At 64.5% G+C, this 21,882-nt stretch carries 23 protein-coding genes; 17 read left to right on the top strand and 6 right to left on the bottom strand.

Annotated elements, in window-relative coordinates; translation table 11 throughout:
• Window positions 1-63: 63 nt before the first annotated feature.
• Entirely contained in the window at window positions 64-837 is a 774-nt protein-coding gene (locus ATO6_RS11650) for a 3-hydroxybutyrate dehydrogenase (RefSeq protein ID WP_088624172.1), read from the bottom strand.
• A 403-nt stretch (window positions 838-1,240) separates the two neighbouring features.
• Here ATO6_RS11650 and ATO6_RS11645 point away from each other — a divergent pair, with 403 nt between their 5' ends.
• The 4 genes from ATO6_RS11645 to ATO6_RS11630 are packed head-to-tail and all read left to right on the top strand — an operon-like array spanning window position 1,241 to window position 4,521.
• The gene (locus ATO6_RS11645; RefSeq protein WP_088624171.1) at window positions 1,241-2,953 is read left to right on the top strand and encodes an extracellular solute-binding protein; all 1,713 of its coding nucleotides are present in this window, start codon (window positions 1,241-1,243) and stop codon (window positions 2,951-2,953) included.
• Between the two features lie 49 nt (window positions 2,954-3,002).
• On the top strand, window positions 3,003-3,476 hold the full coding sequence (locus tag ATO6_RS11640) for an arsenate reductase ArsC (protein ID WP_088624170.1): 474 nt from the start codon (window positions 3,003-3,005) through the stop codon (window positions 3,474-3,476).
• Window positions 3,473-4,123 (top strand): MIP/aquaporin family protein, encoded by a 651-nt coding sequence (locus ATO6_RS11635; RefSeq protein WP_088624169.1) that lies wholly within the window; start codon window positions 3,473-3,475, stop codon window positions 4,121-4,123. The genes ATO6_RS11640 and ATO6_RS11635 overlap by 4 nt, the downstream gene beginning before the upstream one ends.
• 50 nt (window positions 4,124-4,173) lie before the next feature.
• Window positions 4,174-4,521: a hypothetical protein gene (locus ATO6_RS11630; RefSeq protein WP_088624168.1), complete on the top strand. Its 348-nt coding sequence runs from the start codon at window positions 4,174-4,176 to the stop codon at window positions 4,519-4,521.
• A gap of 6 nt (window positions 4,522-4,527) precedes the next feature.
• On the opposite strand, the gene ATO6_RS11625 is transcribed toward ATO6_RS11630, so the two are convergent.
• On the bottom strand, window positions 4,528-5,151 hold the full coding sequence (locus ATO6_RS11625) for a helix-turn-helix domain-containing protein (RefSeq protein ID WP_088624167.1): 624 nt from the start codon (window positions 5,149-5,151) through the stop codon (window positions 4,528-4,530).
• Window positions 5,152-5,233: 82 nt separating this feature from the next.
• On the opposite strand from ATO6_RS11625, the gene ATO6_RS11620 reads away from it, so the two are divergent.
• From ATO6_RS11620 to ATO6_RS11565, 12 genes are all read left to right on the top strand, one after another.
• Window positions 5,234-6,769: a class I adenylate-forming enzyme family protein gene (locus ATO6_RS11620; protein ID WP_088624166.1), complete on the top strand. Its 1,536-nt coding sequence runs from the start codon at window positions 5,234-5,236 to the stop codon at window positions 6,767-6,769.
• Window positions 6,766-7,410: a DsbA family oxidoreductase gene (locus ATO6_RS11615; protein ID WP_088624165.1), complete on the top strand. Its 645-nt coding sequence runs from the start codon at window positions 6,766-6,768 to the stop codon at window positions 7,408-7,410. Before ATO6_RS11620 ends, ATO6_RS11615 begins: the two co-directional genes overlap by 4 nt.
• A gap of 129 nt (window positions 7,411-7,539) precedes the next feature.
• On the top strand, window positions 7,540-8,748 hold the full coding sequence (locus tag ATO6_RS11610; protein WP_254919128.1) for a multidrug effflux MFS transporter: 1,209 nt from the start codon (window positions 7,540-7,542) through the stop codon (window positions 8,746-8,748).
• Window positions 8,749-8,905: 157 nt separating this feature from the next.
• A complete protein-coding gene (locus ATO6_RS11605; RefSeq protein ID WP_088624163.1) occupies window positions 8,906-11,104 on the top strand; it encodes an NADP-dependent isocitrate dehydrogenase in 2,199 nt (732 codons plus the stop codon).
• A 101-nt stretch (window positions 11,105-11,205) separates the two neighbouring features.
• The gene (locus ATO6_RS11600) at window positions 11,206-12,420 is read left to right on the top strand and encodes an NADP-dependent isocitrate dehydrogenase (RefSeq protein WP_088624162.1); all 1,215 of its coding nucleotides are present in this window, start codon (window positions 11,206-11,208) and stop codon (window positions 12,418-12,420) included.
• A gap of 137 nt (window positions 12,421-12,557) precedes the next feature.
• Window positions 12,558-12,833 carry an STAS domain-containing protein gene (locus ATO6_RS11595; RefSeq protein ID WP_088624161.1) on the top strand — a complete coding sequence of 92 codons (276 nt, stop codon included), beginning with the start codon at window positions 12,558-12,560 and terminating at the stop codon, window positions 12,831-12,833.
• A complete protein-coding gene (locus ATO6_RS11590) occupies window positions 12,830-13,195 on the top strand; it encodes a response regulator (protein ID WP_088624160.1) in 366 nt (121 codons plus the stop codon). Before ATO6_RS11595 ends, ATO6_RS11590 begins: the two co-directional genes overlap by 4 nt.
• Before the next feature lie 9 nt (window positions 13,196-13,204).
• The gene (locus tag ATO6_RS11585) at window positions 13,205-15,352 is read left to right on the top strand and encodes a chemotaxis protein CheA (protein ID WP_088624159.1); all 2,148 of its coding nucleotides are present in this window, start codon (window positions 13,205-13,207) and stop codon (window positions 15,350-15,352) included.
• Window positions 15,345-15,803, top strand: coding sequence for a chemotaxis protein CheW (locus tag ATO6_RS11580; RefSeq protein WP_088624158.1), 459 nt, complete (start codon window positions 15,345-15,347; stop codon window positions 15,801-15,803). The genes ATO6_RS11585 and ATO6_RS11580 overlap by 8 nt, the downstream gene beginning before the upstream one ends.
• On the top strand, window positions 15,803-16,669 hold the full coding sequence (locus ATO6_RS11575; RefSeq protein ID WP_088624157.1) for a protein-glutamate O-methyltransferase CheR: 867 nt from the start codon (window positions 15,803-15,805) through the stop codon (window positions 16,667-16,669). The genes ATO6_RS11580 and ATO6_RS11575 overlap by 1 nt, the downstream gene beginning before the upstream one ends.
• Window positions 16,670-16,681: 12 nt before the next feature.
• Complete coding sequence (locus tag ATO6_RS11570) at window positions 16,682-17,068, top strand: response regulator (protein ID WP_088624156.1); 387 nt, start codon at window positions 16,682-16,684, stop codon at window positions 17,066-17,068.
• A 122-nt stretch (window positions 17,069-17,190) separates the two neighbouring features.
• Entirely contained in the window at window positions 17,191-17,487 is a 297-nt protein-coding gene (locus ATO6_RS11565; RefSeq protein ID WP_141101975.1) for a hypothetical protein, read from the top strand.
• 27 nt (window positions 17,488-17,514) lie between these two features.
• Here ATO6_RS11565 and ATO6_RS11560 read toward each other — a convergent pair whose 3' ends face one another.
• The 4 genes from ATO6_RS11560 to ATO6_RS11550 all read right to left on the bottom strand — a co-directional run bounded on the left by ATO6_RS11560 (window position 17,515) and on the right by ATO6_RS11550 (window position 21,149).
• The gene (locus ATO6_RS11560) at window positions 17,515-18,045 is read right to left on the bottom strand and encodes a chemotaxis protein CheD (RefSeq protein ID WP_254919127.1); all 531 of its coding nucleotides are present in this window, start codon (window positions 18,043-18,045) and stop codon (window positions 17,515-17,517) included.
• Window positions 18,042-18,353: a hypothetical protein gene (locus ATO6_RS24805; protein ID WP_141101974.1), complete on the bottom strand. Its 312-nt coding sequence runs from the start codon at window positions 18,351-18,353 to the stop codon at window positions 18,042-18,044. Before ATO6_RS24805 ends, ATO6_RS11560 begins: the two co-directional genes overlap by 4 nt.
• The gene (locus ATO6_RS11555; RefSeq protein ID WP_088624153.1) at window positions 18,354-20,459 is read right to left on the bottom strand and encodes a methyl-accepting chemotaxis protein; all 2,106 of its coding nucleotides are present in this window, start codon (window positions 20,457-20,459) and stop codon (window positions 18,354-18,356) included. It abuts the gene before it with no gap.
• 93 nt (window positions 20,460-20,552) lie between these two features.
• On the bottom strand, window positions 20,553-21,149 hold the full coding sequence (locus ATO6_RS11550) for a response regulator transcription factor (RefSeq protein WP_088624152.1): 597 nt from the start codon (window positions 21,147-21,149) through the stop codon (window positions 20,553-20,555).
• A gap of 138 nt (window positions 21,150-21,287) precedes the next feature.
• Between ATO6_RS11550 and ATO6_RS11545 the strand changes: the two genes are divergently transcribed.
• Window positions 21,288-21,827, top strand: coding sequence for an oxidoreductase (locus ATO6_RS11545; protein WP_088624151.1), 540 nt, complete (start codon window positions 21,288-21,290; stop codon window positions 21,825-21,827).
• The last annotated feature ends 55 nt before the right edge of the window (window positions 21,828-21,882 follow it).

The following is a 21,882-nucleotide window of genomic DNA, read 5'->3' as shown; positions in this document are numbered from 1 at the left end:
TGCCCCGCGCCGGGCCTGCGGCCCGGCTCCCCCGAAAGTATTTGGAACCAGTAGAAGGACCGGTCAGGCCGCCGTCCAGCCGCCGTCGACCGAGATGGAGGTGCCGGTGATCTGGTCCGCCGCGGGCGAGCAGAGGAAGGTGGCGATGCCGCCGATCTGCTCCACCGTCGCGAACTGCTTGGAGGGCTGCTTGAGCAGGATGACTTCCTCGATCACGCGGTCCTCGGACATGTTGTATTCCTTGGCGGTGTCGGGGATCTGCGCCTCTACCAGCGGGGTCAGGACGTAGCCGGGGCAGATCGCGTTGGCGGTGATGCTTTCCTTGGCCGTCTCCAGCGCCACGGTCTTGGTCATGCCGAGGATGCCGTGCTTGGCGGTGACGTAGGCCGACTTGTAGGGCGAGGCGCGCAGGCCGTGCGCGGACGCGACGTTGATGACGCGGCCCCAGCCCGCCTTGCGCATCATCGGCAGCGCGGCGGCGGTGGTGTGAAAGGCCGAGGACATGTTGATCGCGATGATCGCGTCCCACTTCTCGACCGGGAATTCGTCGATCGGGGCGACGTGCTGGATACCGGCGTTGTTGACGAGGATGTCGCAGGCGCCCGCGTCCTCGATCAGCTTGCGGCACTGGTCGCCCTTGGACATGTCCGCCTGAATGTAGCGGGCATTGACCGAAAAGGCCTTGCCGATCTCTTCGGCGATGGCGTGGTCCGCCTTGGTGTCGGAGAAGGAGTTGATGACGACATCGGCGCCTTCGGCGGCCAGCGCCCGCGCGATGGCGAGGCCGATGCCGGAGGTGGAGCCGGTGACGACGGCGGTCTTGCCTGAGAGTGACATGGAAGTCTCCTTGTGCAGTTGCGGCAGATATTAATGCTGCGGGCGCGAAATGCACGAGGCCCCTTTCGCACCGATCCCGGAATTTCTGTGCGGAACAGCCCGGAACGGAACAAAAAAAACGCCGGCACAAGGCCGGCGTTCAGTTATTGAGGCAGGTTTCATACAGGCAAGAAACCTATCGAGCAGTGCACCCTTTATAAGCATTCCTGCGCCGCAGTCAAAGCACAAAGTTTGCGAAGGCCGATTTCCCCGGATACGTTGATCGCCAACAAAACAAGGGCAGAGCGGGATTGTTCAGATTATGCGACACGATTTTTTCTGCGCGTGCAGGCTGGCTTGCGGGGTTTTCCTCGGGTTGCTGGGGGCCGTGGCGGCCAGTGCCGAGTCGCGTCATGGCATAGCTATGTATGGGGATCCGGCCCTGCCACCGGATTTTGTGTCCCTGCCCTATGTCAACCCCGAAGCGCCCAAGGGCGGGCGCGTGGTGACCGGCAATACCGGCGGGTTCGACAGCGTCAATCCGTTCATCCAGAAAGGCACCCCGCCGTGGCAGCTGGCCTACCTGACGCATGAGACGCTGCTCTACCGGTCGCAGGACGAATCCTTCACGCTCTACGGTCTGCTGGCCGAATCGGTCGAAGTGCCGGAGGACCGGTCCTGGGTGGAGTTCACGCTGCGGCCCGAGGCGCGGTTCTCGGACGGATCGCCGGTCACTGTCGAAGATGTGATCTGGTCCTTCGAGACGCTGGGGACGCAGGGGCATGCGCGCTACCTCGGGTTCTGGACGCGGGTCGAACGGATCGAACAGACCGGTGAGCGGTCGCTGCGGATAACCTTCCGCGACGTGGACCGCGAACTGGCACTGCTGGCCGGTCTGCGGCCTATCCTGAAGAAGGACCAGTGGGCGGGCAAGGATTTCTCGGACGCCACCATCGGGGAGGCGCCGATCGGCAGTGCGCCCTACGTGATCGAAAGCTTCGTGCCCTCCCGCAACGTGGTGCTGAAGCGGAACCCGGATTACTGGGGCCGCGACCTGCCGATCCGCCAGGGGGTCGCGAACTTCGGCGAGATCCGGATCGAGTTCTACGGCGACGCGGGCGTGTTGTTCGAGGGGTTCAAGGGCGGCGAGCTGTCCTACCTGCGCGAGTTCAACGCCGAGAAATGGGCGCGCGACTACGACTTTCCCGCCGTGCAGGAGGGCCGCGTGGTCAAGGAGGAGTTCGGCGACGGCAAGCCGTCCGGGATCACCGGCTTCGTCATGAACACCCGCCGCGCGCCGTTAGACGACATCCGGGTGCGGGACGCGCTGCTGCATGCGTTCAACTTCGAGTTCATCAACGACACGATGACCGGCGGTCGGATGCCGCGGATCACCTCCTATTTCTCGGGTTCGGACCTGGGGATGCGGGAAGGGCCGGCCGAGGGTGAGGTGAAGGCGCTGCTGGAGCCGCATGCGGACGGGATCCCGCCCGAGGCACTGTCGGGCTATGCCCTGCCCGTCGGCGACGGGAGTGCGCGGAACCGTGCGGGGATCCGGACGGCGCTGGACCTGCTGACCGAGGCCGGGTTCCGCGTCGAGAACGGCGTGATGATGACGCCCGAGGGTGCGCCCTTCGTCATCGAGGTGCTGTTGCAGCAGGGGGCGACGGAATACGCCTCGATCATGGATATCTACGTCAAGGCGCTGGAACGGCTGGGTATCCGGGCGAACATCGTCGCCGTGGACAACGCGCAGTACAACCTGCGCCAGACCGATTTCGACTTCGACATGACCTTCATCCGCCGCTCCTTCTCGCTGTCGCCGGGGAACGAGCAAAGGCTCTACTGGGGGTCCGAGGCAGCCGATCAGAGGGGATCGCGCAACCTGATGGGGGTCAAGAGCCCGGCCATCGACACGATGATCGACGCGATGCTGGATGCCAAGAGCCCCGAGGGCTTTACCGCCGCCGTCCGGGCGCTGGACCGGTTGCTGACTGCAGGCCGCTACGTGATCCCGATCTACCGCTACGACGTGGCGCGGATCGCCCACGAGGCCAGGCTGAAGCATCCGGAACGGATCCCGATTTACGGCGACTCGGTTTATTTCCTGCCCGAGGTCTGGTGGTCTGCAGAGTAGCGCGTAATCTGTCACGGAATCGTTACATCCGAGGCGTAGCGGAGCGCGCATGAACATCCTCGTCCTGTGCACGGGCAACTCGGCCCGTTCCATCCTTCTGGAAGCCATCCTTAACGACCTCGGCGGCGGCCGGGTGCAGGCCTATTCCGCAGGGTCGAAACCAGCGGGCGCCGTGCATCCGCAGTCGCTCAAGCTGCTGGAGGAGATGGATCACGACACCTCCGACGCGCGGTCCAAGAGCTGGGACGAGTTCGCTGGCCGTGACGCGCCGGAGATGGACATGGTCATCACCGTCTGCGGCTCGGCCGCCGGCGAGACCTGTCCGGTCTGGCCGGGTGCGCCGGTGAGGACGCACTGGGGTGTCGAGGATCCGGCCGCCCTGCCCGAGGACGACTGGGAAGACGGCTTCCGCGCGGCCTATGACAAGCTGCGCGCACGGGCCGAGGCGCTGCTGAAGTTCCCCGTCGAGACGATGGAGCCCGGCACGCTGAAGGCCACGCTGGACCGGATCGGACGCGCATGACCCGCGCATTCTGGGCCGAGGTCATCGGCACGGCGTTCCTGCTGATCGGCGTCGTCGGCTCGGGCATCATGGCCGAGACGCTGGCGGGCGGAAACATCGGGATCGCGCTCTTGGCGAATGCGGTGGCGACCGGGGCGATGCTCTATGTCATCATCACCACGCTGGGCCCGATCTCGGGCGCGCACTTCAACCCGGCGGTGACGCTGTTCTTCTTCCTGCGCAAGGAGATACCGGGCGGACTTGCGGTGAAATACGTGGCCGCCCAGGTGGCGGGCGGGATCGTCGGGGTCTGGATCAGCCACGTGATGTTCGACCTGCCGGTGCTGCAGCTGTCCGAAACCACGCACCGCACCGGCGTCGCCCAGTGGGCGGCGGAAATCGTGGCGACATTCGGGCTGCTGTTCACCATCGTCGGCGGGCTGAAGGCGCGGCCGGAGAGCGTTCCGGCGCTGGTCGGGCTCTACATCACCGGGGCCTACTGGTTCACCGCCTCGACCAGCTTCGCCAATCCGGCGGTGACGGTGGCGCGCAGTTTCTCCGACACCTTCGCCGGCATCTATCCGGGACACGCGCCGATGTTTATACTGATGCAGCTCATCGGCGTGGGCCTTTCCGTCGCCGTCCTGCCGCGGTTGTTCCGCGACTGAACCAATGGCGACCTCCCGCGTTGCATGTAGGACGCAGGAAAGGAACGCTCATGGACTGGAAAGCAATCCGCAGGGAATGGCGCGCGCTCGTGCCTTCGATCCTCGACACTTGGCCCGAGGCCGAGGAGGATGATGTCCTCCAGCTCGACGGCTCGCGCGAGGCGCTGATCGGCTACATCTCGCAGGCCACGGGCCGCGACTATGACGAGGTGGCCGAAGAGGTCTCCGAATGGCGCACGGGCGGGATCCCGGCGGACGTCCGGATGAACGACATAAACGACAACCTCAACATCGCGGCCAGTGCGCGGCACATCCCCGAGGGCGAGGACGTCTATGACGACGACCGTGCGTTCGGCGACGATGCCGAGGCCGAGCCGCCGGTCGGACGCACGAGCTGAGCGCCGTCAGCTCAGCGAAGTGACCCAGAGGATCGTCGCGTCCTCCTCGCTGACCGAGATCACGTTGTGGCCCATGCTGGCGTCGTAATAGGCGCTGTCACCGCGCCGCATCTCCACCGGTTCATAGAACTCGGTGTAGAGGCGGACGATCCCGGTCAGCACATAGAGGAATTCCTCGCCGTCGTGGCGGACCCAGCCGTCGAATTCCTCCATCCCGCGCGCGCGGATGCGGGCCCGGTAGGGCAGCATCTGCTTGCGGGTCAGCGTTTCGGCCAGCAATTCGTGTTCGTAGGTGGCCGTCGCATGGGCGGCACCCTGCCCCGACTGCGTCACCGCCATCCGCCCCGTCACCTGCGCCCGCTGCGGCGGCGTGAAGAGCTGCGGCACGGGGATTCCGAGGCCGGTGGCCAGCTTCTTGAGCGCGTCGTAGGTGGGCGACATCTGCCCGTTCTCGATCTTGGACAGCGTCGAGCGCGCCAGACCGGCCTTCTTCGCCGCCTGTTCCAGCGTCCAGTCGCGTTCCTTGCGCAGGTCGCGCACGCGTTGGCCGAGGTCGAGCGGCTCTGCCATCTCGTCCGTGCCGCTCTCGCGAGAGATGCGGATAATCGCCCTTGGGTCGTGCCGCTCCATGCCCCTGCTATAGGGGGGCGACCGCGTGCTGGCAACGGTGCCCCTCTTGCAACGCTCAGCGGTGCGGCATAGCAAGGTTTCCATGCTGTCGCTCTACGATAAAGGCGCCTTCGCGCCCTGCCCCTCGCCCTTCAACATGGCCGCCCATGTGCTGGCGCATGCCGATGCCCTGCCCGACAAGATCGCGCTCGCGGTCGTGGGCCTGTCCGGCGCCGAACGCTGGAGCTACGCGCGGATGAAGGCGGCGGTCCTGGGGACCGCCACGGGCCTGCTGGAGCTCGGGCTGACGCCCGGCGACATCGTCCTGATGCGCCTCGGCAATACCGTCGAGTTCCCGATCGCCTATCTCGGTGCGATCGCCGCGGGGCTGGTGCCGGTTCCGACCTCGTCGCAACTGACCGAGCGCGAGGTGGCCAAGATCATCGCCGATCTCAAACCGCGCGCCGTGTTCCGCGGCACGGGCATCGCCTGTCCCGAGGCCGACGGCGTCGAGATGATCGACGAGGCGCGGCTGGCGGGCTTCCGCGATCTGCCGCCAGCGGCCTACCACATGGGCGATCCCGACCGGATGGGCTACATCGTCTACACCTCCGGCACCTCGGGCAACGCGCGCGCGGTGGCACATGCGCACCGTGCGATCTGGGCCCGGCAGATGATGCACACGGGCTGGTACGGCCTGACCGGCGAGGACCGGCTGATGCACGCCGGGGCGTTCAACTGGACCTACACGCTCGGCACCGGGCTGATGGACCCATGGTCCGTCGGTGCGACTGCGCTGATCCCCGAGGCGGGCGTCGCGCCGGAAGCGCTGCCGCTGCTTCTCAAACGCCACGAGGCGACGATTTTCGCAGCGGCACCGGGTGTTTACCGCAAGATCATGAGCCATCACGAAAAGATCGATCTGCCCAAACTCCGGCACGGTCTGACGGCGGGCGAAAAGGTGTCGGATCACATCCGTGACGACTGGAGAAAGCACGCCGGAACAGAGCTTTACGAGGCGTTCGGCATGTCCGAATGCTCCACCTTCATCTCCGGCAGCCCCGCGCGCCCGTCGAAGCCCGGCTGCCTCGGCGCACCGCAGGAGGGACGGCGCGTGGCGCTGGTCTCTGATGAGGGTGAGCCGGTTCCACTCGGACAAGCCGGGATCATCGCGATATCCAAGCGCGATCTGGGACTGATGATCGGTTACCTGAACGCGCCCGAGGAGACGCAGGCGCGGATGCGGGGCGAATGGTTCCTGACCGGTGACCTCGGCACGATGGACGAGGACGGGCAGATCGCCTACTCCGGCCGCGCCGACGACATGATGAACGCGGGCGGCTACCGCGTGTCCCCGCTGGAGGTCGAGGCGGCGCTGGCGGGCATTCCGGGGATCACCGAGATCGGCGTGACCGATGTCGAGGTCAAGGAAGACGCCCGGCTGATCTGGGCCTTTTACACCGGACCGGAACGCCTTGACGAAAAAGAACTTCTCAAGATCGCGGGCGAACGGCTGGCACGCTACAAGCAGCCGCGCGGGTTCCTGCACGTGGCCGAGATGCCGCGCAACCCGAACGGCAAGCTGAAGCGGCGCGACCTCGGCCCGCTCTGGAAATCCGCACAGGAGGGCGCGGCATGAAACCCGTCAAGCTCGACATCATTTCCGACCCGATCTGCCCGTGGTGCTACATCGGCAAGACCCAGCTGGACCGCGCGCTGGCCGAACGGCCGGGGCATCCCTTCGTCATCGAATGGCACCCGTTCCAGCTGAACCCCGACATGCCGCGCGAGGGGATGGACCGCAAAGCCTACCTCAGGGCCAAGTTCGGGGACCGCGCGGACGCGGCCTATGCCGGGATCGCGAAACACGCGCGGGAGATCGGCGTCGAGGCGGATTTCGACGCGATCACACGCACGCCCAACACGCTCGACGCGCACCGCCTGATCCATTGGGCCGGGATCGAGGGCAAGCAGGGCGCGGTGGTCGACGCACTGTTCGCAGCGAACTTCCGAGAGGGGCGCGACATCAGCGATCACGACGTGCTAGCGGATGTCGCGGATGCGGCGGGGCTCGACGCGTCGGTGATCCGCAAGCTGCTGGCCTCGGACGCGGACGAGCAGATGATCCGCGACCGCGACACGCATTCGCGCGAGATGGGTGTGAACGCCGTACCGACCTTTGTCGTCGGCCAGCGCCATGCGGTGCCGGGTGCACAGCCGCCCGATCTGTGGATCAAGGTGATCGACGAGATCATGGAGAGCGCGGCGGCCGAGGACTGACAACCGCCTTCTAGCTGCCCGGCACTGGCAAACCGGGTATGCATGATAATCGCATATATTCCGGCCCCGCAGCCTTGGCCTGCGGCAAAGCCATGTGTTAGCGCTGTCGCGATCCAGCCGGAGACTCCCTTGCCAGCCCGTATGTCCCGTATCGAATTCGTCGCCCTGATGGCGATGATGGTGGCCACCGTTGCCTTTTCCATCGACTCCATGCTGCCCGCCCTGCCCCAGATCGGCAGCGAACTGGTGCCGGACAACCCCAACAGCGCACAGCTGATCCTGTCGGCCTTCATCATCGGGATGGGAACCGGGACGCTGTTCGTGGGGCCGTTGTCGGATGCCTTCGGCCGCCGCCCGGTGATTTTCGCGGGCGCCGCGCTCTACATCTTCGGGTCCGCGCTGGCCTGGGCCGCGCCGTCGATGGAGCTGATGGTCGCCGCACGACTGTGCCAGGGTATCGGGGCCGCCGCCCCGCGTGTCGTGTCGCTGGCGATCATCCGCGACTTCCATTCCGGGCGCGAAATGGCGCGGCTGCTGTCCTTCGTCATGATCGTCTTTACGGTCTTTCCCGCCATCGCACCGCTGATCGGGTCGGGCATCATCGCGCTGGCCGGATGGCGGGCGATCTTTGCCGCCTATGTCATCTTCTCGGTCCTGTCGGTCGCGTGGCTGGCCCTGCGCCTGCCCGAGCCGCTGCCGTCCGGGGAACGCCGCCCTTTCCGCGCCCGCCAGATCGTCGAGGCGATGCGCGAGATGGCGGCGATCCCGATGGTGCGTCTGTCGATCATCGCGCAGTCGCTGGTGTTCGGTACGCTCTTCACCTCGATCAGCCTGATCCAGCCGGTGTTCGAACAGGCCTTTGGCCGGGGCGACAGCTTCCCCTTCTGGTTCTTCGTGATCGGCGTGGTCTGCGCGACCTCGTCGATGGTGAACGCGCGGTTCGTCATGAAATACGGCATGCGCGCCATCGTGACCGCGACGCTGTCGGTCTCGGCCGTCCTCGCCGTGCTCATGGTGCTGGTCCGGCTGAGCGGCATCGCGGGCGATGCGGAATTCTGGGTCTTCCTCGTGTGGCAGGGCACCGTGTTCTACCAGATGGGCCTGACCGTCGGGAACCTGAACGCACTGGCGATGGAGCCACTCGGCCATATCGCGGGCACGGCGGCCAGCGTCATCGGCGCGATCTCGACCGTCTTCGCCGGGGTGGTCGCGGCACTGATTGCCCAGACTTTCGACGGCAGCCCCCTGCCGCTCTACCTTGGGGCGCTGGTCTTTACGTCGATTGCCTTGCCGACCGTGCTGAAAATGCGGAAGCTGGAGCGCGTGAGCGAAATCTGAGCGGCGCTGCGGCATTTGTGTATGCAATTGCATACACGGCTTCCGCGATGCCTTCCGATGAGCTATTGAGGCGCCGAACGCGATTCCGGCCCGGCCGATCAGATCGGACGGACGGGATCGACGCATTTGTCCGCAACCTGATCGAAAGGGATCACAGATGGCCGACACCCCCGACATTATCTACACCAAGGTCGACGAAGCCCCCGAACTCGCCAGCGCGTCGCTTCTGCCGATCATCCGGCGGTTCGCTGCGGCTGCGGGGATCACGGTCGGGACCAAGGACATCTCGCTGGCGGGCCGTATCCTGGCCACCTTCCCCGAAAGCCTGACGGCGGATCAGAAAATCACCGACGACCTTGCCGAACTGGGCAAGCTGGTGACCACGCCCGAGGCGAACGTGATCAAGCTGCCGAACATCTCGGCCTCGGAACCGCAGCTGGTCGCGGCGGTGAAGGAGCTCCAGTCGCAGGGATACGCCCTGCCCGACTATCCCTACGAGCCGAAGACGGACGAGGAAAAGGCCGTCCGCGCCAAGTACGACACGATCAAGGGTTCCGCGGTGAACCCCGTCCTGCGCGAAGGCAACTCCGACCGCCGCGCGGCGGCAGCCGTCAAGAAATTCGCCCAGAACAACCCGCACCGGATGGGCGAGTGGACCAAGGACAGCAAGACCCGCGTGGCCTCCATGTCGGGCGGCGACTTCTTCTCGAACGAAGTGTCCGCAACGCTGGACAAGGCCGCGACCGCCAAGATCGTCCTGGAAACCGCAGGCGGTGAAAAGGTGCTGAAGGACGGCGTGAAGTACCCCGCCGGCACCGTGGTCGACGCGACCTACATGAGCGCCGCCGCGCTCGATGCCTTCCTCGCCGAGGAAATCGAAAAGACCAATGCCGAGGGCGTGCTGTTCTCGCTGCACATGAAGGCCACAATGATGAAGGTCTCGGACCCGATCATCTTCGGTCACGCGGTCAAAGAATGGCTCAAGCCGGTCTTCGAGACCTATGGCGACAAGATGAAGGCGCTCGGCGTGAACCCGAACGGCGGCCTCGGCGCGCTGCTGGAGCGGGTCAAGGACGAGCCCGAGATCATGAAGGCCATCGAGGACGTGACCGCGTCCCGACCGCCGATGTACATGGTGAACTCCGACCGCGGCATCACCAACCTGCACGTGCCCTCCGACGTCATCATCGACGCCTCGATGCCCGCGCTGATCCGCGACGGCGGCAAGGGCTGGGGACCGGACAACAAGCAGCACGACACCGTCTGCGTCATCCCCGACAATTCCTACGCGCCGGTCTATGACGCGACCATCGAGTTCTTCAAGGCCAACGGCAAGCTGAACCCGGCCACCGCCGGCACCGTGCAGAACATCGGCCTGATGGCGCAGAAGGCCGAGGAATACGGCTCTCACCCGACGACGTTCGAGATCCCCGAGGCGGGCACCGTCAAGATGATCCTCGACGACGGCACCGTGCTGCATTCGCACGAGGTTCAGGCGGGCGACATCTGGCGCTCGGCCTCGGCCCGCAAGGCGCCGATCGAGGACTGGGTGAACCTGGCCATCGACCGTCAGAAGGCGACCGGCTACCGCTCGATCTTCTGGCTGGACGCGAACCGCGGCCATGACGCGGAGCTGATCGCGATGGTCAAGCCGATCCTCGAAGCCAAGGGCGTTGCCGACAAGTTCGAGATCATGGCCCCGCGCGAAGCGACCATCGCCTCGCTCGAGACGATCACCAAGGGCGGGAACACCATCGCCATTACCGGCAACGTGCTGCGCGACTACCTGACCGACCTGTTCCCAATCCTCGAACTGGCGACTTCGGCCAAGATGCTGTCGATCGTCAAGCTGATGAACGGCGGCGGTCTGTTCGAGACTGGTGCCGGCGGCTCGGCCCCCAAGCACGTCCAGCAGCTGCAGGAGGAAAACCACCTCCGCTGGGATTCGCTGGGTGAGTTCTGTGCGCTCGGTGAAAGCTTCACCTTCCTCGCCGACGCCAAGGGCAACGAGAAGGCCCGCGTTCTGGGCCGCGCGGTGGACGACGCCACGCAGGGCATCCTCGACCATGACCGCAGCCCCTCGCGCAAGGTGGGCGAGCCGGACAACCGCGACAGCCACTACTGGTTCGCCCGCTACTGGGCCGAAGCGCTGGCCGCGCAGTCCGACGACAAGGCACTGGCCGACGAATTCGCCCCGATCGCCAAGGCGCTGGCCGATGGCGAGGCGAAGATCACCGGCGAACTGGCCGCCGCTCAGGGCAAGGCGGCCGACATCGGCGGCTACTACCACACCGACGACGCCAAGCTGGCCTCGGTCATGCGGCCGAGCGCGACGCTGAACGCGATCATCGGCTGAACGAACCAGAGCGCCGGCCCTAGGGCCGGCGCTTTCCTTTTCGCGGTTCCGTAACAGGTAGCTGCGAGGGTCGCCGCACCCCCGGACCGAAGGAGCACCCCATGTCCCGCATCAAGGTAGTGAACCCCATCGTCGAAATGGACGGCGACGAGATGACCCGCATTATGTGGGATTTCATCAAGCAGAAGCTGATCCTGCCCTATCTCGACATCGACCTGCTCTACTACGACCTCGGGATGGAGGAGCGCGACCGGACGAACGACCAGATCACCATCGACGCCGCCGAGAAAACGAAAGAGGTGGGCGTCGCCGTCAAATGCGCGACGATCACCCCGGACGAGGCGCGGGTCGAGGAATTCGGCCTCAAGAAAATGTGGAAAAGCCCCAACGGCACGATCCGCAACATCCTCGGCGGCGTGATCTTCCGCCAGCCGATCATCTGCCGCAACGTGCCCCGGCTGGTCCCCGGCTGGACCAAGCCCATCGTCGTCGGCCGTCACGCCTATGGCGACCAGTACAAGGCGACGGACATGAAGTTCCCCGGCCCCGGCAAGCTGTCGATGAAGTTCGTGGGCGACGACGGCACGGTGATCGAGGAAGAAGTGTTCGCCGCACCGTCCTCGGGCGTCTACATGGGCATGTACAACCTCGACGCCTCGATCTACGACTTCGCCCGCGCGTCGATGAACTATGCGCTGAACCTCGGCTGGCCGCTGTATCTTTCGACCAAGAACACCATCCTCAAGGCCTATGACGGACGGTTCAAGGACATCTTCGCCGAGGTCTTCGAGGCCGAGTTCAAGGACCAGTTCGAGGCGAAAAAGATCTGGTATGAACACCGGCTGATCGACGACATGGTCGCCTCCTCGCTCAAGTGGTCGGGCGGCTATGTCTGGGCCTGCAAGAACTACGACGGCGACGTGCAGTCCGACACGGTGGCGCAGGGCTTTGGCTCGCTCGGGCTGATGACCTCGATCCTGATGACGCCCGACGGCAAGATCGTCGAGAGCGAGGCCGCGCATGGCACCGTGACCCGGCACTACCGCCAGCATCAGGAGGGCAAGGCGACCTCGACCAACTCCATCGCCTCGATCTACGCCTGGACCGGCGGGCTGAAGCACCGCGCCAAGCTGGACGGGAACGAGGCGCTCGGCCATTTCGCGGCCACGCTGGAAAAGGTGGTCGTCGATACTGTGGAATCGGGTGACATGACCAAGGACCTCGCTCTGCTTGTCGGCCCGGACCAGCGCTGGCTGACCACGATGGGTTTCCTCGAAAAGGTAGACGAGAACCTGAACAGGGCACTGGCCGGCTGATCCCGGCACGAGGCCCCGCGAAATCGGGGCCACCGTAACCCCGCCTTAACATCCCCGCCCCTACAAACGGCCAGACCTGACAACCTGCTGGGAACTGGCCATGCCTCTCGATTCATCCGCGCCGCAGGCGGGTGGCGATGTCTGACAGCTATCGCCTCCCTGCCCGCCTCGACCTGCCCGCCGCCGAACCGCTGGCGCAGGCTCTGCGGGGACGTCTGGGCGCCAACATGACGCTCGACGGTTCCGACGTGACCCACCTTGGCGCGCTCTGCCTGCAGGTGCTGCTGTCGGCCGCGCGGACGGTGCGCCACGCGGGACACGATTTCGCGCTGGTGAATGCCTCCGACCGGCTGACGGAACAACTCGCATCGCTCGGTTTCACTCCCGACCGCCTGTCAGGGGGTGCGGAATGACCCTGACCGTCCTTGCCGTCGACGACAGCCGCACGATGCGCGACATGATCCGCCTGGCGCTCGTGCCGAACGGCTTCTCAGTCCACGTGGCCGAAGACGGGCTTGACGGGCTCGACGTGCTGTCGGGACTCGCTCCGGATGTCATCATCACCGACATCAACATGCCCCGCATGGACGGCTTTGGCTTCATCGACGCCGTTCGCGCGCAAGAGGATCATCGCGCCACGCCAATCCTCGTCTTGACCACGGAAAGCGCCGCGGACCTCAAGATGCGGGCCCGAAACGCGGGTGCCACAGGCTGGATCGTCAAGCCGTTCGATCCGGGCAAGCTGGTCAAGGCCCTGCACATGGTGACAGGATAGGGGGCCGGGATGAGCGATCAGAACGACCCGATGGCCGACATCCGCGCCTCATTCTTCGTCGAATGCGAGGAGCTGCTCGAGGCGCTGCAGGACGGTCTCGGCAGCCTCGATGACGGGGTCGGCGATTCAGAAACGATCAATGTTGTCTTTCGGGCGGTGCATTCGATCAAGGGGGGCGCCGGGGCCTTCGGGCTGGAACATCTCGTCCGCTTCGCGCACAGATACGAAACCGTTCTGGACGAGGTGCGGTCGAACGGGCTGACCCCGGACCATGAGAACGTCAAACTCTTTTTCCGCGCGGCGGATCACTTGTCCGACCTCGTCCGCGCCAGCCGTGACGGGCTGACGGTGCCGCAAGACGCCGGCGACGCCCTGCTGGCAGAACTTGATGCCATGCTGGGCACTCCGGCGGAGACCGATGAAGCATCGGCGCAGGTGGAATTCACACCACTCGGAATTGGCATCGATCTCGGGGACCTTGACGCCCCATTCGACGCGGGGTCCGCGCCGTCCACCCGCTGGTCCATCCGCTTTCAGCCCCGCGCCGAACTCTATGAAACCGGGAATGAACCACAGATCCTGCTGCGCAATCTGGCCCGGCTGGGTACGGCTGATGTCACCTGCGACGTCGGCGCCCTGCCCCTGCTGCTCGAACTTTCGCCGGAAACGCCCCATCTCGCCTGGACCATCGCCCTGGACGCGGATGTCAGCGAGGCGGAAATTCGCGAGGTGTTCGAATTCGTCGACGGCCTGTGCGATCTCGAAGTTTCTCTCGCCTTGTACGACGACAACACTGCATCCACTGCGGAACGTCCGCCCGCCGCGGATGTAAACGCACCGGCCGGGGTCACTCTGCCGCAACCGGATACCGCACCACAGGACATGCCCGCACCTCCCCCGGCTCGACGTGCCGCCGAACCACCGGCCAGGTCGGTCGTCCGCGTGGATCTGGAACGGATCGAACGGCTGGTGAACCTTGTCGGCGAACTGGTCATCAATCAGGCGATGCTGGCGCAGTCACTGGTCTCGGCGGGTCTGTCCCCCCATTCAGACGCGATGAACGGGCTGGAAGAGTTCCAGCGCCTCACCCGCGATATCCAGGACAGCGTGATGATGATCCGGGCACAGCCTGTGAAATCCCTGTTCCAGCGCATGTCCCGAATTGTCCGCGAGGCCTCTGCCGCCGTTGGCAAGGAGGTACGGCTGGTGACCGACGGTGAGGCCACCGAGGTAGACAAGACCGTGATCGAACGGCTGGCCGATCCGCTGACCCACATGATCCGCAATGCGGTGGACCACGGTCTTGAACCCGGTGCCGACCGCGTGTCCGCAGGCAAGTCCGCGGAAGGCACTGTAAGACTGAGCGCCGCACACAGGTCCGGGCGCGTCATCATCGAACTGTCCGATGACGGCGGCGGGATCAACCGCCCGCGCGTCCTGCAGATCGCCCGGACCAAGGGACTGATCCCCCCCGAAGCATCTCTGTCGGACACCGAGATCGACAACCTTCTGTTTCTACCGGGCTTTTCGACCGCGGAAAGCGTGTCCAACCTGTCCGGCCGGGGCGTCGGAATGGATGTCGTGCGCACAGCAATTCAGCAGCTCGGCGGACGCATTTCGATCCAGAGCGAAAGCGGCCAGGGGACGACATTTACCATCAGCCTTCCGCTGACACTCGCGGTGCTTGACGGCATGGTCGTCGACGTCGCAGGTGAAACCATGGTTCTGCCTCTCAACGTTGTGGTTGAAACGCTGTCTCTGGGCCCCGACGATGTCCAGATGCTACGTCCCGGCGCGGAACTCGTGCGGGTGCGAGGCGGCTTCGTGCCACTCTACGATCTCGGGGCGATGCTGGGCTATCGGTCGCGGCGGACCGACTACACGGGCTGTATCGTGCTTCTGATCTCTCTCGATGACGGGAACCGTGCCGCGCTGGTGATCGACGGGATCGAGGATCAGCGGCAGGTCGTGATCAAGGGCCTCGATGACAGCTTTTTCCGTGCTCCCGGCATCGCTGCGGCAACCATACTGGGCGACGGCCAGATCGCACTGATCCTCGACCCTGCCGATGTCATTGCCGGCTGCCTCGTCCCTCTGCCGGTCGATGCCCGCTTGCCCGACCGTTCATCCAAGGAAGAAAGGTTAGAACATGGCTGAGAAGACCGGCTCGAAGGATCTGGAACTTCTTACGTTCAAGGTCGCTGATCAGGAATATTCGCTGGATATCATGTCCGTCCGGGAAATCCGCGGGTGGACGCGGACCACCCCGATGCCACACGCTCCGGCCTACATGCGCGGGGTGATCAATCTTCGCGGAACCGTCCTGCCTGTGATGGACCTGGCGCGGCGGCTGAACCTGCCATCGCAGGATACGAACGACCGGAATGTCATCATTGTCGTCCATCTGAATGGCGTCATGACCGGTCTCCTTGTGGATGCCGTATCGGACATCGTCGCGATGCGTCGGGACGACCTGAAGCCGCCACCCGAAATGACGTCCGACGCTCAGGCTTCGGTAGTCAGGGCCTTGACGGTGATCGACGATCGCATGATCCGCGTTCTCGATCTCGGGGCCGTGGTGCCGGCGCGGACGGATGAGATCGCCTGATGGCCGCGGGCACAACACCGGCCGGAATGGAAACCCTTTCACCGCGCGCGTTCTCCACCCTGGCCCAGCTTGTCCAGGAGGAAGCCGGGATCCTTCTGCAACCAGGCAAGACGGCTATGGTTCAATCCCGTTTGCGCAGCAGGCTGCGGGCATTGGGTCTGCCCGATTTCGACGCCTACGTTCGGCACGTCTGTTCGGAGGCCGGAGGCGCTGAACGCAGACAGATGCTGTCCGCGCTCACGACGAACGTGTCGCATTTCTTTCGCGAAATGCACCACTTCGAAATCCTCAGGCTCACCGCACTTCCCCCCCTTATCGCACGTGCGCGCCAAGGCGGCCGTGTGCGGCTCTGGTCCGCGGGGTGCTCGACCGGGCAGGAACCCTATTCGATCGCGATGGAACTGCTGAAGCTGGCACCGGATATTGGCCGGTTTGATCTCCGCATTCTGGCAAGCGATATAGACGCGGCCGTCCTCGCCACGGCGGAAGGCGGGCGATATGGTCCTACTCAGGTGCAGGGCATTCCCGTCACCATGCAGGAGAAATTCCTCTCTCCTGCTGCCGCTGATGGCACCCGATGCGTCAGCGAAGAAGTGCGCGAACTTGTCAGGTTCCGGGAGCTCAATCTAATTCGAGCTTGGCCCATGGCCGCCGCGTTTGACATCATATTCTGCCGAAACGTGGTGATCTACTTCGATCAGGCCACGCAATTGCGTCTCTGGCCCCGTTTCCGGGCCGCGATAAGTCATGATGGCTGGCTCTTTCTCGGCCATTCCGAGCGAATTCCGGACCAGGCTGCAGGACTCTTCCGACCCGCCGGTCTGACCGCCTACAGGCCGGACGGCACTGCCGGATACCAGAGCTGAGAGGAGCGCGACATGGCACTGAGAGACCAAATAAGGATCATGGTCGTGGACGACATGTCGACCAGCCGCGGCCTGATCACGCAAGCCCTGGACGCCTATGGCATTAGGAACGTGACAACGGCATCGGATGGTGATGGCGCATTGAAAGCTCTCGAACGCAATCCTGTCCATCTCGTCATTTCCGACTTCAACATGCCGGGCATGGATGGCCTTCAACTCCTGCATCACCTCCGAACCAACACGCGCACAAAAGGTGTCGGCTTCATCCTCATCACCGGCAAGGCAGACAAGGCCACGATTGATCGAGGACGGCAGCTCGGAATGAACAATTTTCTTATGAAGCCTTTTGGGACCGCCGATCTTCGGACCTGCATTGAAGCGGTCGTTGGTCGGCTCTGATGGCGATGCGTGGAAAGGCCGAGCCGTCTGTATCGAACCACGCACGGCCCATGCCTGCCACTTCGGAAACGACGACCCAACATCGGTCGGCCGCAAACGTCTTGGCGAGCATTGCGACACGTATGCGGAGCCTCGAAGCGCTCACCTCGGCGCTCGAAGACTCACTCACGGCAACCTGGGATATAGACGCTGGATTGCCTGACGAGGCCATCCTTTCACTTCAGCGGCTCGATTTCTTGAGACAGTCGCTGGGGGATATGCATCAGATCCTAACGGTGATGGGCCCTACGATGGCATGGCTGACGGAGGCTCCACCTTTCGGGGATCTGCGCAACACCGTCGCGATGCAGGGAAGCCTGCACGGAATTGCAGAGGATGCTGCCGGCCCAGAGGAAACGTCGGGGGGAATTCTGTTCTGACGAATGGGAAACGAAATGCGCCTTCAGTCAGAACAATTCTACCGCGTTTCCCGAAGGGATCGGCATCGACAATGGCGCCTCAATCCGGCGATCGGGTGCGACGCTGCGCATCAGGACCCTGCCTTCCGCAGGGAAAAATCTCACCTGGCGCGCGCGCGTCCCCCCCAAGCTGTGGCCAAGGCAGGGTATTCCCTCTCGGTCCAGATACTCGAGCGCGAACTGACCGTTGGTATGCCCGATATCCGAGAGCCCGGAGACCATGCGGGCCCCACCGAATATCTTGCCCCGCAGGCGCCTTCGATCAGCACCCAGACGGTTGAGGGCATTGATCAACAATTCCATTGCATTCACACCAACGGCATCACAGCCGACCGGGTCGAATCCGGACCGGGTCGTAAGCATGTGGTTCATCCCCCCGACGCCGCGATCAGGATCCCAGAGACAGGTCGCCACGCATGACCCCAGGACAGTCGAGATCGTTGCCCCCTTGCGTTCGACCACCGCAAATTCGCCTTGCGTGATCGTGGTCTGATCGAGCTGCATTGCAACCTGTCTCATGCAAATCTCCACGAATTGCCGCGGAGAAAAGATCTCGGTTTTGCAATCGCCTCGGAAAAATTTGGGGCCGAAGGCACCACCATCGCAAGCGCAACGACTTCGGTTGCGGCTGTCTGGCCGGCACAAAAAATGGAGTGCTGTCCAGGCATCACGATCTCCTCAATACTCCGGCCTCGACCAACTTTCAGACGAACATTCACCGTGGTCAGGTGACTTTCTTCGAAAACTCGAACACTGGTCCGACCAGTCAGACTGTTATTGGGAAAGGTCGTCGCCCGAGCGAGATATTCCGGAGTGGGTGCCGGCATTTAATGCCCTCCCCACCGTGTCAGGCTGGCGAGCTTGGCATCGGAGGACGGCGAAAATCGTCGAGCTTCGATGGCAGGCCGCACGCCAGGCATCTCACCAGACAGCGAGACGGGTGTTTCCGATGTCTTGAACGCCGCGATTGCATCGGCCATCGCGCGTGCGCGCGCCGCAAGTGCCTCGCTCGCGGCCGTTGTCTGTTCAAACATGGCCGCGTTTTGCTGAGTGGACTGGTCGATTTGATTTGTGGCCTCGTTGACCTGTCCCAGTCCCTCGGCCTGTTCCCGTCCCGACCGCGCGATTTCGGAAATGTAGTCCGAAATCTCCGCAATCGAGGACACGATGGATTTCAGCGCGTCGCCCGCCTGCCCGACCAGAGATACCCCGTGCGAGACGTGGCGGTCGGATGCGTTGATCAATGTCGCGACTTCGGCGGCCGCATCGGAACAGCGCTGCGCCAGCGCCCGGACCTCGGTCGCGACGACAGCGAAACCGCGGCCGGCTTCGCCAGCACGCGCCGCTTCGACCCCGGCGTTGAGCGCAAGGAGGTTTGTCTGGAACGCTATGTCGTCAATAACCGAAACGACCTTGACCACCTCACCTGAGGACCGGGCGATTTCGGCCATGGCACCTTCGGCTTCATCCACGACGGCCCCGCTCTTTTCGGTCCGCGTCCGTGTGTCCAATACGATATCGTTCGCTTGGACCGCGCCCTCGGCCGTGGCGGTGATCGTCCGTGTCAGCCGGTCAAGATTGGCGGCCGTGCCCTGCAAGGTGGCAGCCAGACGTTCCGTACGCGTGGCCATATCCGTCGCAGATTCGCAGATCTCGGCCGAGTCGTAGCGCATGCCGGCCGCTTCCGAGGCCATGGCTGACAGGGCCGTATCCACCGCCTTCAGAGCGGTGTTGAAATCAGCTCTCAGGGCCTCGTGTTCAGACGCGAAGGGCATGGCGATGCGGAAAGTCAGGTCCCCATCGGCAAGGTGTTTCAGTCCGATACTGAGATGACCGACCACCGTCTTCAATTCATCCTGAACGCGCTGGCGCCCCGCTTCGGCCTCGGCCACGCGCCGACGGTCCTCGGTCACGTCCGTGCCGATCAGCACGCTGCCGGTCGGCCGGCCCTGGCCGGAGTATATCGGGTAGACCGCCCCATCTATCCAACGGGATGGCTCGCACGCCGCGCCGGGCCAGCTGAACGGACCAGCCAGCACGCCATCGCGACGCAACCTTTCCGTTGGCTGCAAACCTCCGGATCCTGACGCGCCGCCAAACAGCGCATCCAGAGTCGCGCCCGCACGCGCGGCTGGACAGCAGCGCAGAAAGTTCTGGTTCGAAGTGGACAGCCGCCCCTCGGCATCGAATTCCGCGAGGGCATGGCCTTTTTCGATCGCGCTCAGGATCGCGGATGTCCGCCTGTCCTCGGTCACGTCGATCCATTCGATCACCATACCCTGCCGACCGGTGCTGGCCGAACTGATATGACTGACCCGCACCTGAAGGCGCACCTCCCCAAGGCTCATTTCGGCCACCAGCGGCATCGCACCCGGCTCATTCAGGAGCCGCCTGATCCGGTCAGGATCACTGTGGAACATATCCATCGAACGACCGACCAGATCCGAGGGGTCGAACTGGCCCAGACGGGCCGCAAGGGCAGCCTGCCGATGTGCAAGTAACCGCAGGATGGCGTCGTTCACATAAACGATACGAAATTCGGAATCCGTGATCATCAGCGCGGCCGAGGTGGCGTCGATCGCGGCGCAGCGCATTTCCGCGTCCGGCACTTCGGCCGCCCGCGCAGCGAGATCGCCCTGCAGCCCGGATATCAAATCCAGCACGCCAGCGATCGGCCCCGTCCCGCCGCCGTCGCCTGTCCCCTTGCCCTTAAGCGCACGAGCAATGCGACCCATGCTGCGCGACATGCGCCACGCGCAGAACATCAGCCCCGCCGTCAGGCCAATACCGGTTCCCGCCGCGAGCGCCAGGGGCCAGGCCACCGCGGGTGCCCCCCCGGGCATTGCGGCATTGGCGGCCGACGGCACCGCGAACAGCACTCCGAAGCAGGCGACAGTCCGCCACAACAGACAACAGGCAAGGCTTGGCGACATGGCATCCGTCCCGGGGCAGACGCGCGGAAACGGGGCCGCGCCAGTCCGTTATCGGCGCCGAGTCGTGAATACCGGTTTAAGCGCTGCGGAAAATCACAACAGACCGAGTCGCATCGCCATGATCGCCGCATGGGTCCGGTTCCGTGCGTCGAGCTTGCGGCAGACGGACTGGACGTGCAGCTTGACCGTCACTTCCGATATTTCCAGATCGCGGGCAATTTCCTTGTTGGCCAGACCGTTGGCAAGGCCGCGCAGGACCTGATACTCGCGTCGTGTCAGCGCCGGGCCTTCGGGATCCGGGCCCGCGTCGGGCGCGAAATAAGTCTGGCCCGCCAGCAATTGGTCAACCGCTCCGAGGAGCCCCGCCGGCAGCAGCGTCTTTGAGATGAACCCGGCGGCCCCGGCGGCCAGGGCATCGGGCGCGATCGCGCCGGCAGGCGTGCCCGACAACAGCGCGACCGGGACACCGGGCAGACGGTCACGCATGCGCCGGACCCCCGCGAGCCCGGCCATTCCGGGCATCCTGAAGTCGAGAATCACCAGCTCCGGCCTGCGGCCCGCATCAACCATTTCGACGGCCGAACAGACGGAATCAGCGAGGATGAGATCGTGCCGGCCCATCTCTGACAGCACCATCGCGATGGCGTCTCGGACGAGAAGATGGTCGTCGGCCAACAGGATCAGGGCCATGCGGCACCTCCGGGGGGGGTTCGGCAAACACGCCGGAACGGCAATCGATCGGCCAGACCCCGGTTCACGCCTTCTCAAGCCTTTTCCGGCACAAGGCTCCATCATACACACGTGGAAGCGTTTTGACAGGAGGTGATCATGATGTCAGCCCGTATCGGCGCCCCGGCGGAGATCTGCTGGCTGCGCCACATCCTGCGTCTCGATACGACCGCCGTGCTCGTGATCTGCCTGTCCCTTCTGTGGCTTACCCTCGCCCCCGGTCGTGCCGGGGCCGAAACGATCCTGACCATCGGACTGCCGGATGGAACGCAACGGGTGCTGGACCGGTCCGATCTGGCCGCGATGCCGCAGGACGGGTTTGTCACCACCACCATCTGGACCGAAGGACCGCAGAGTTTCCGTGGCGTCCGGGTCGCTTCTCTGATGACCGCCCTGGGCATTCCGGCCGGCCATGCACTGCTGACGGCGGCCAACGGATACCAGGTGGAGTCCGGGATCAAAGACCTGATGCCAGATGCGGCGCTGATCGCGATCGAGCGCAACGGCGCGCCGATGTCGCTCAGGGACAAGGGACCCCTTTGGCTGGTCTACGAATACGACTCAGCTCACGTGTTCCGCACCGAGGTGGTGTATGCCAGATCCATCTGGCAACTGGACCGGATCGACTTCACCGAATAGCCTCAGCAGGCCCGGCTTGGGCATCGCGCGGGAAAACGAATGCGACGAGAAGGCG

The organism is Oceanicola sp. 22II-s10i, from assembly GCF_002210105.1.
In the GTDB taxonomy this organism is placed as follows: domain Bacteria; phylum Pseudomonadota; class Alphaproteobacteria; order Rhodobacterales; family Rhodobacteraceae; genus Pseudooceanicola.
This window is presented reverse-complemented; position numbering and strand designations above follow the sequence as displayed.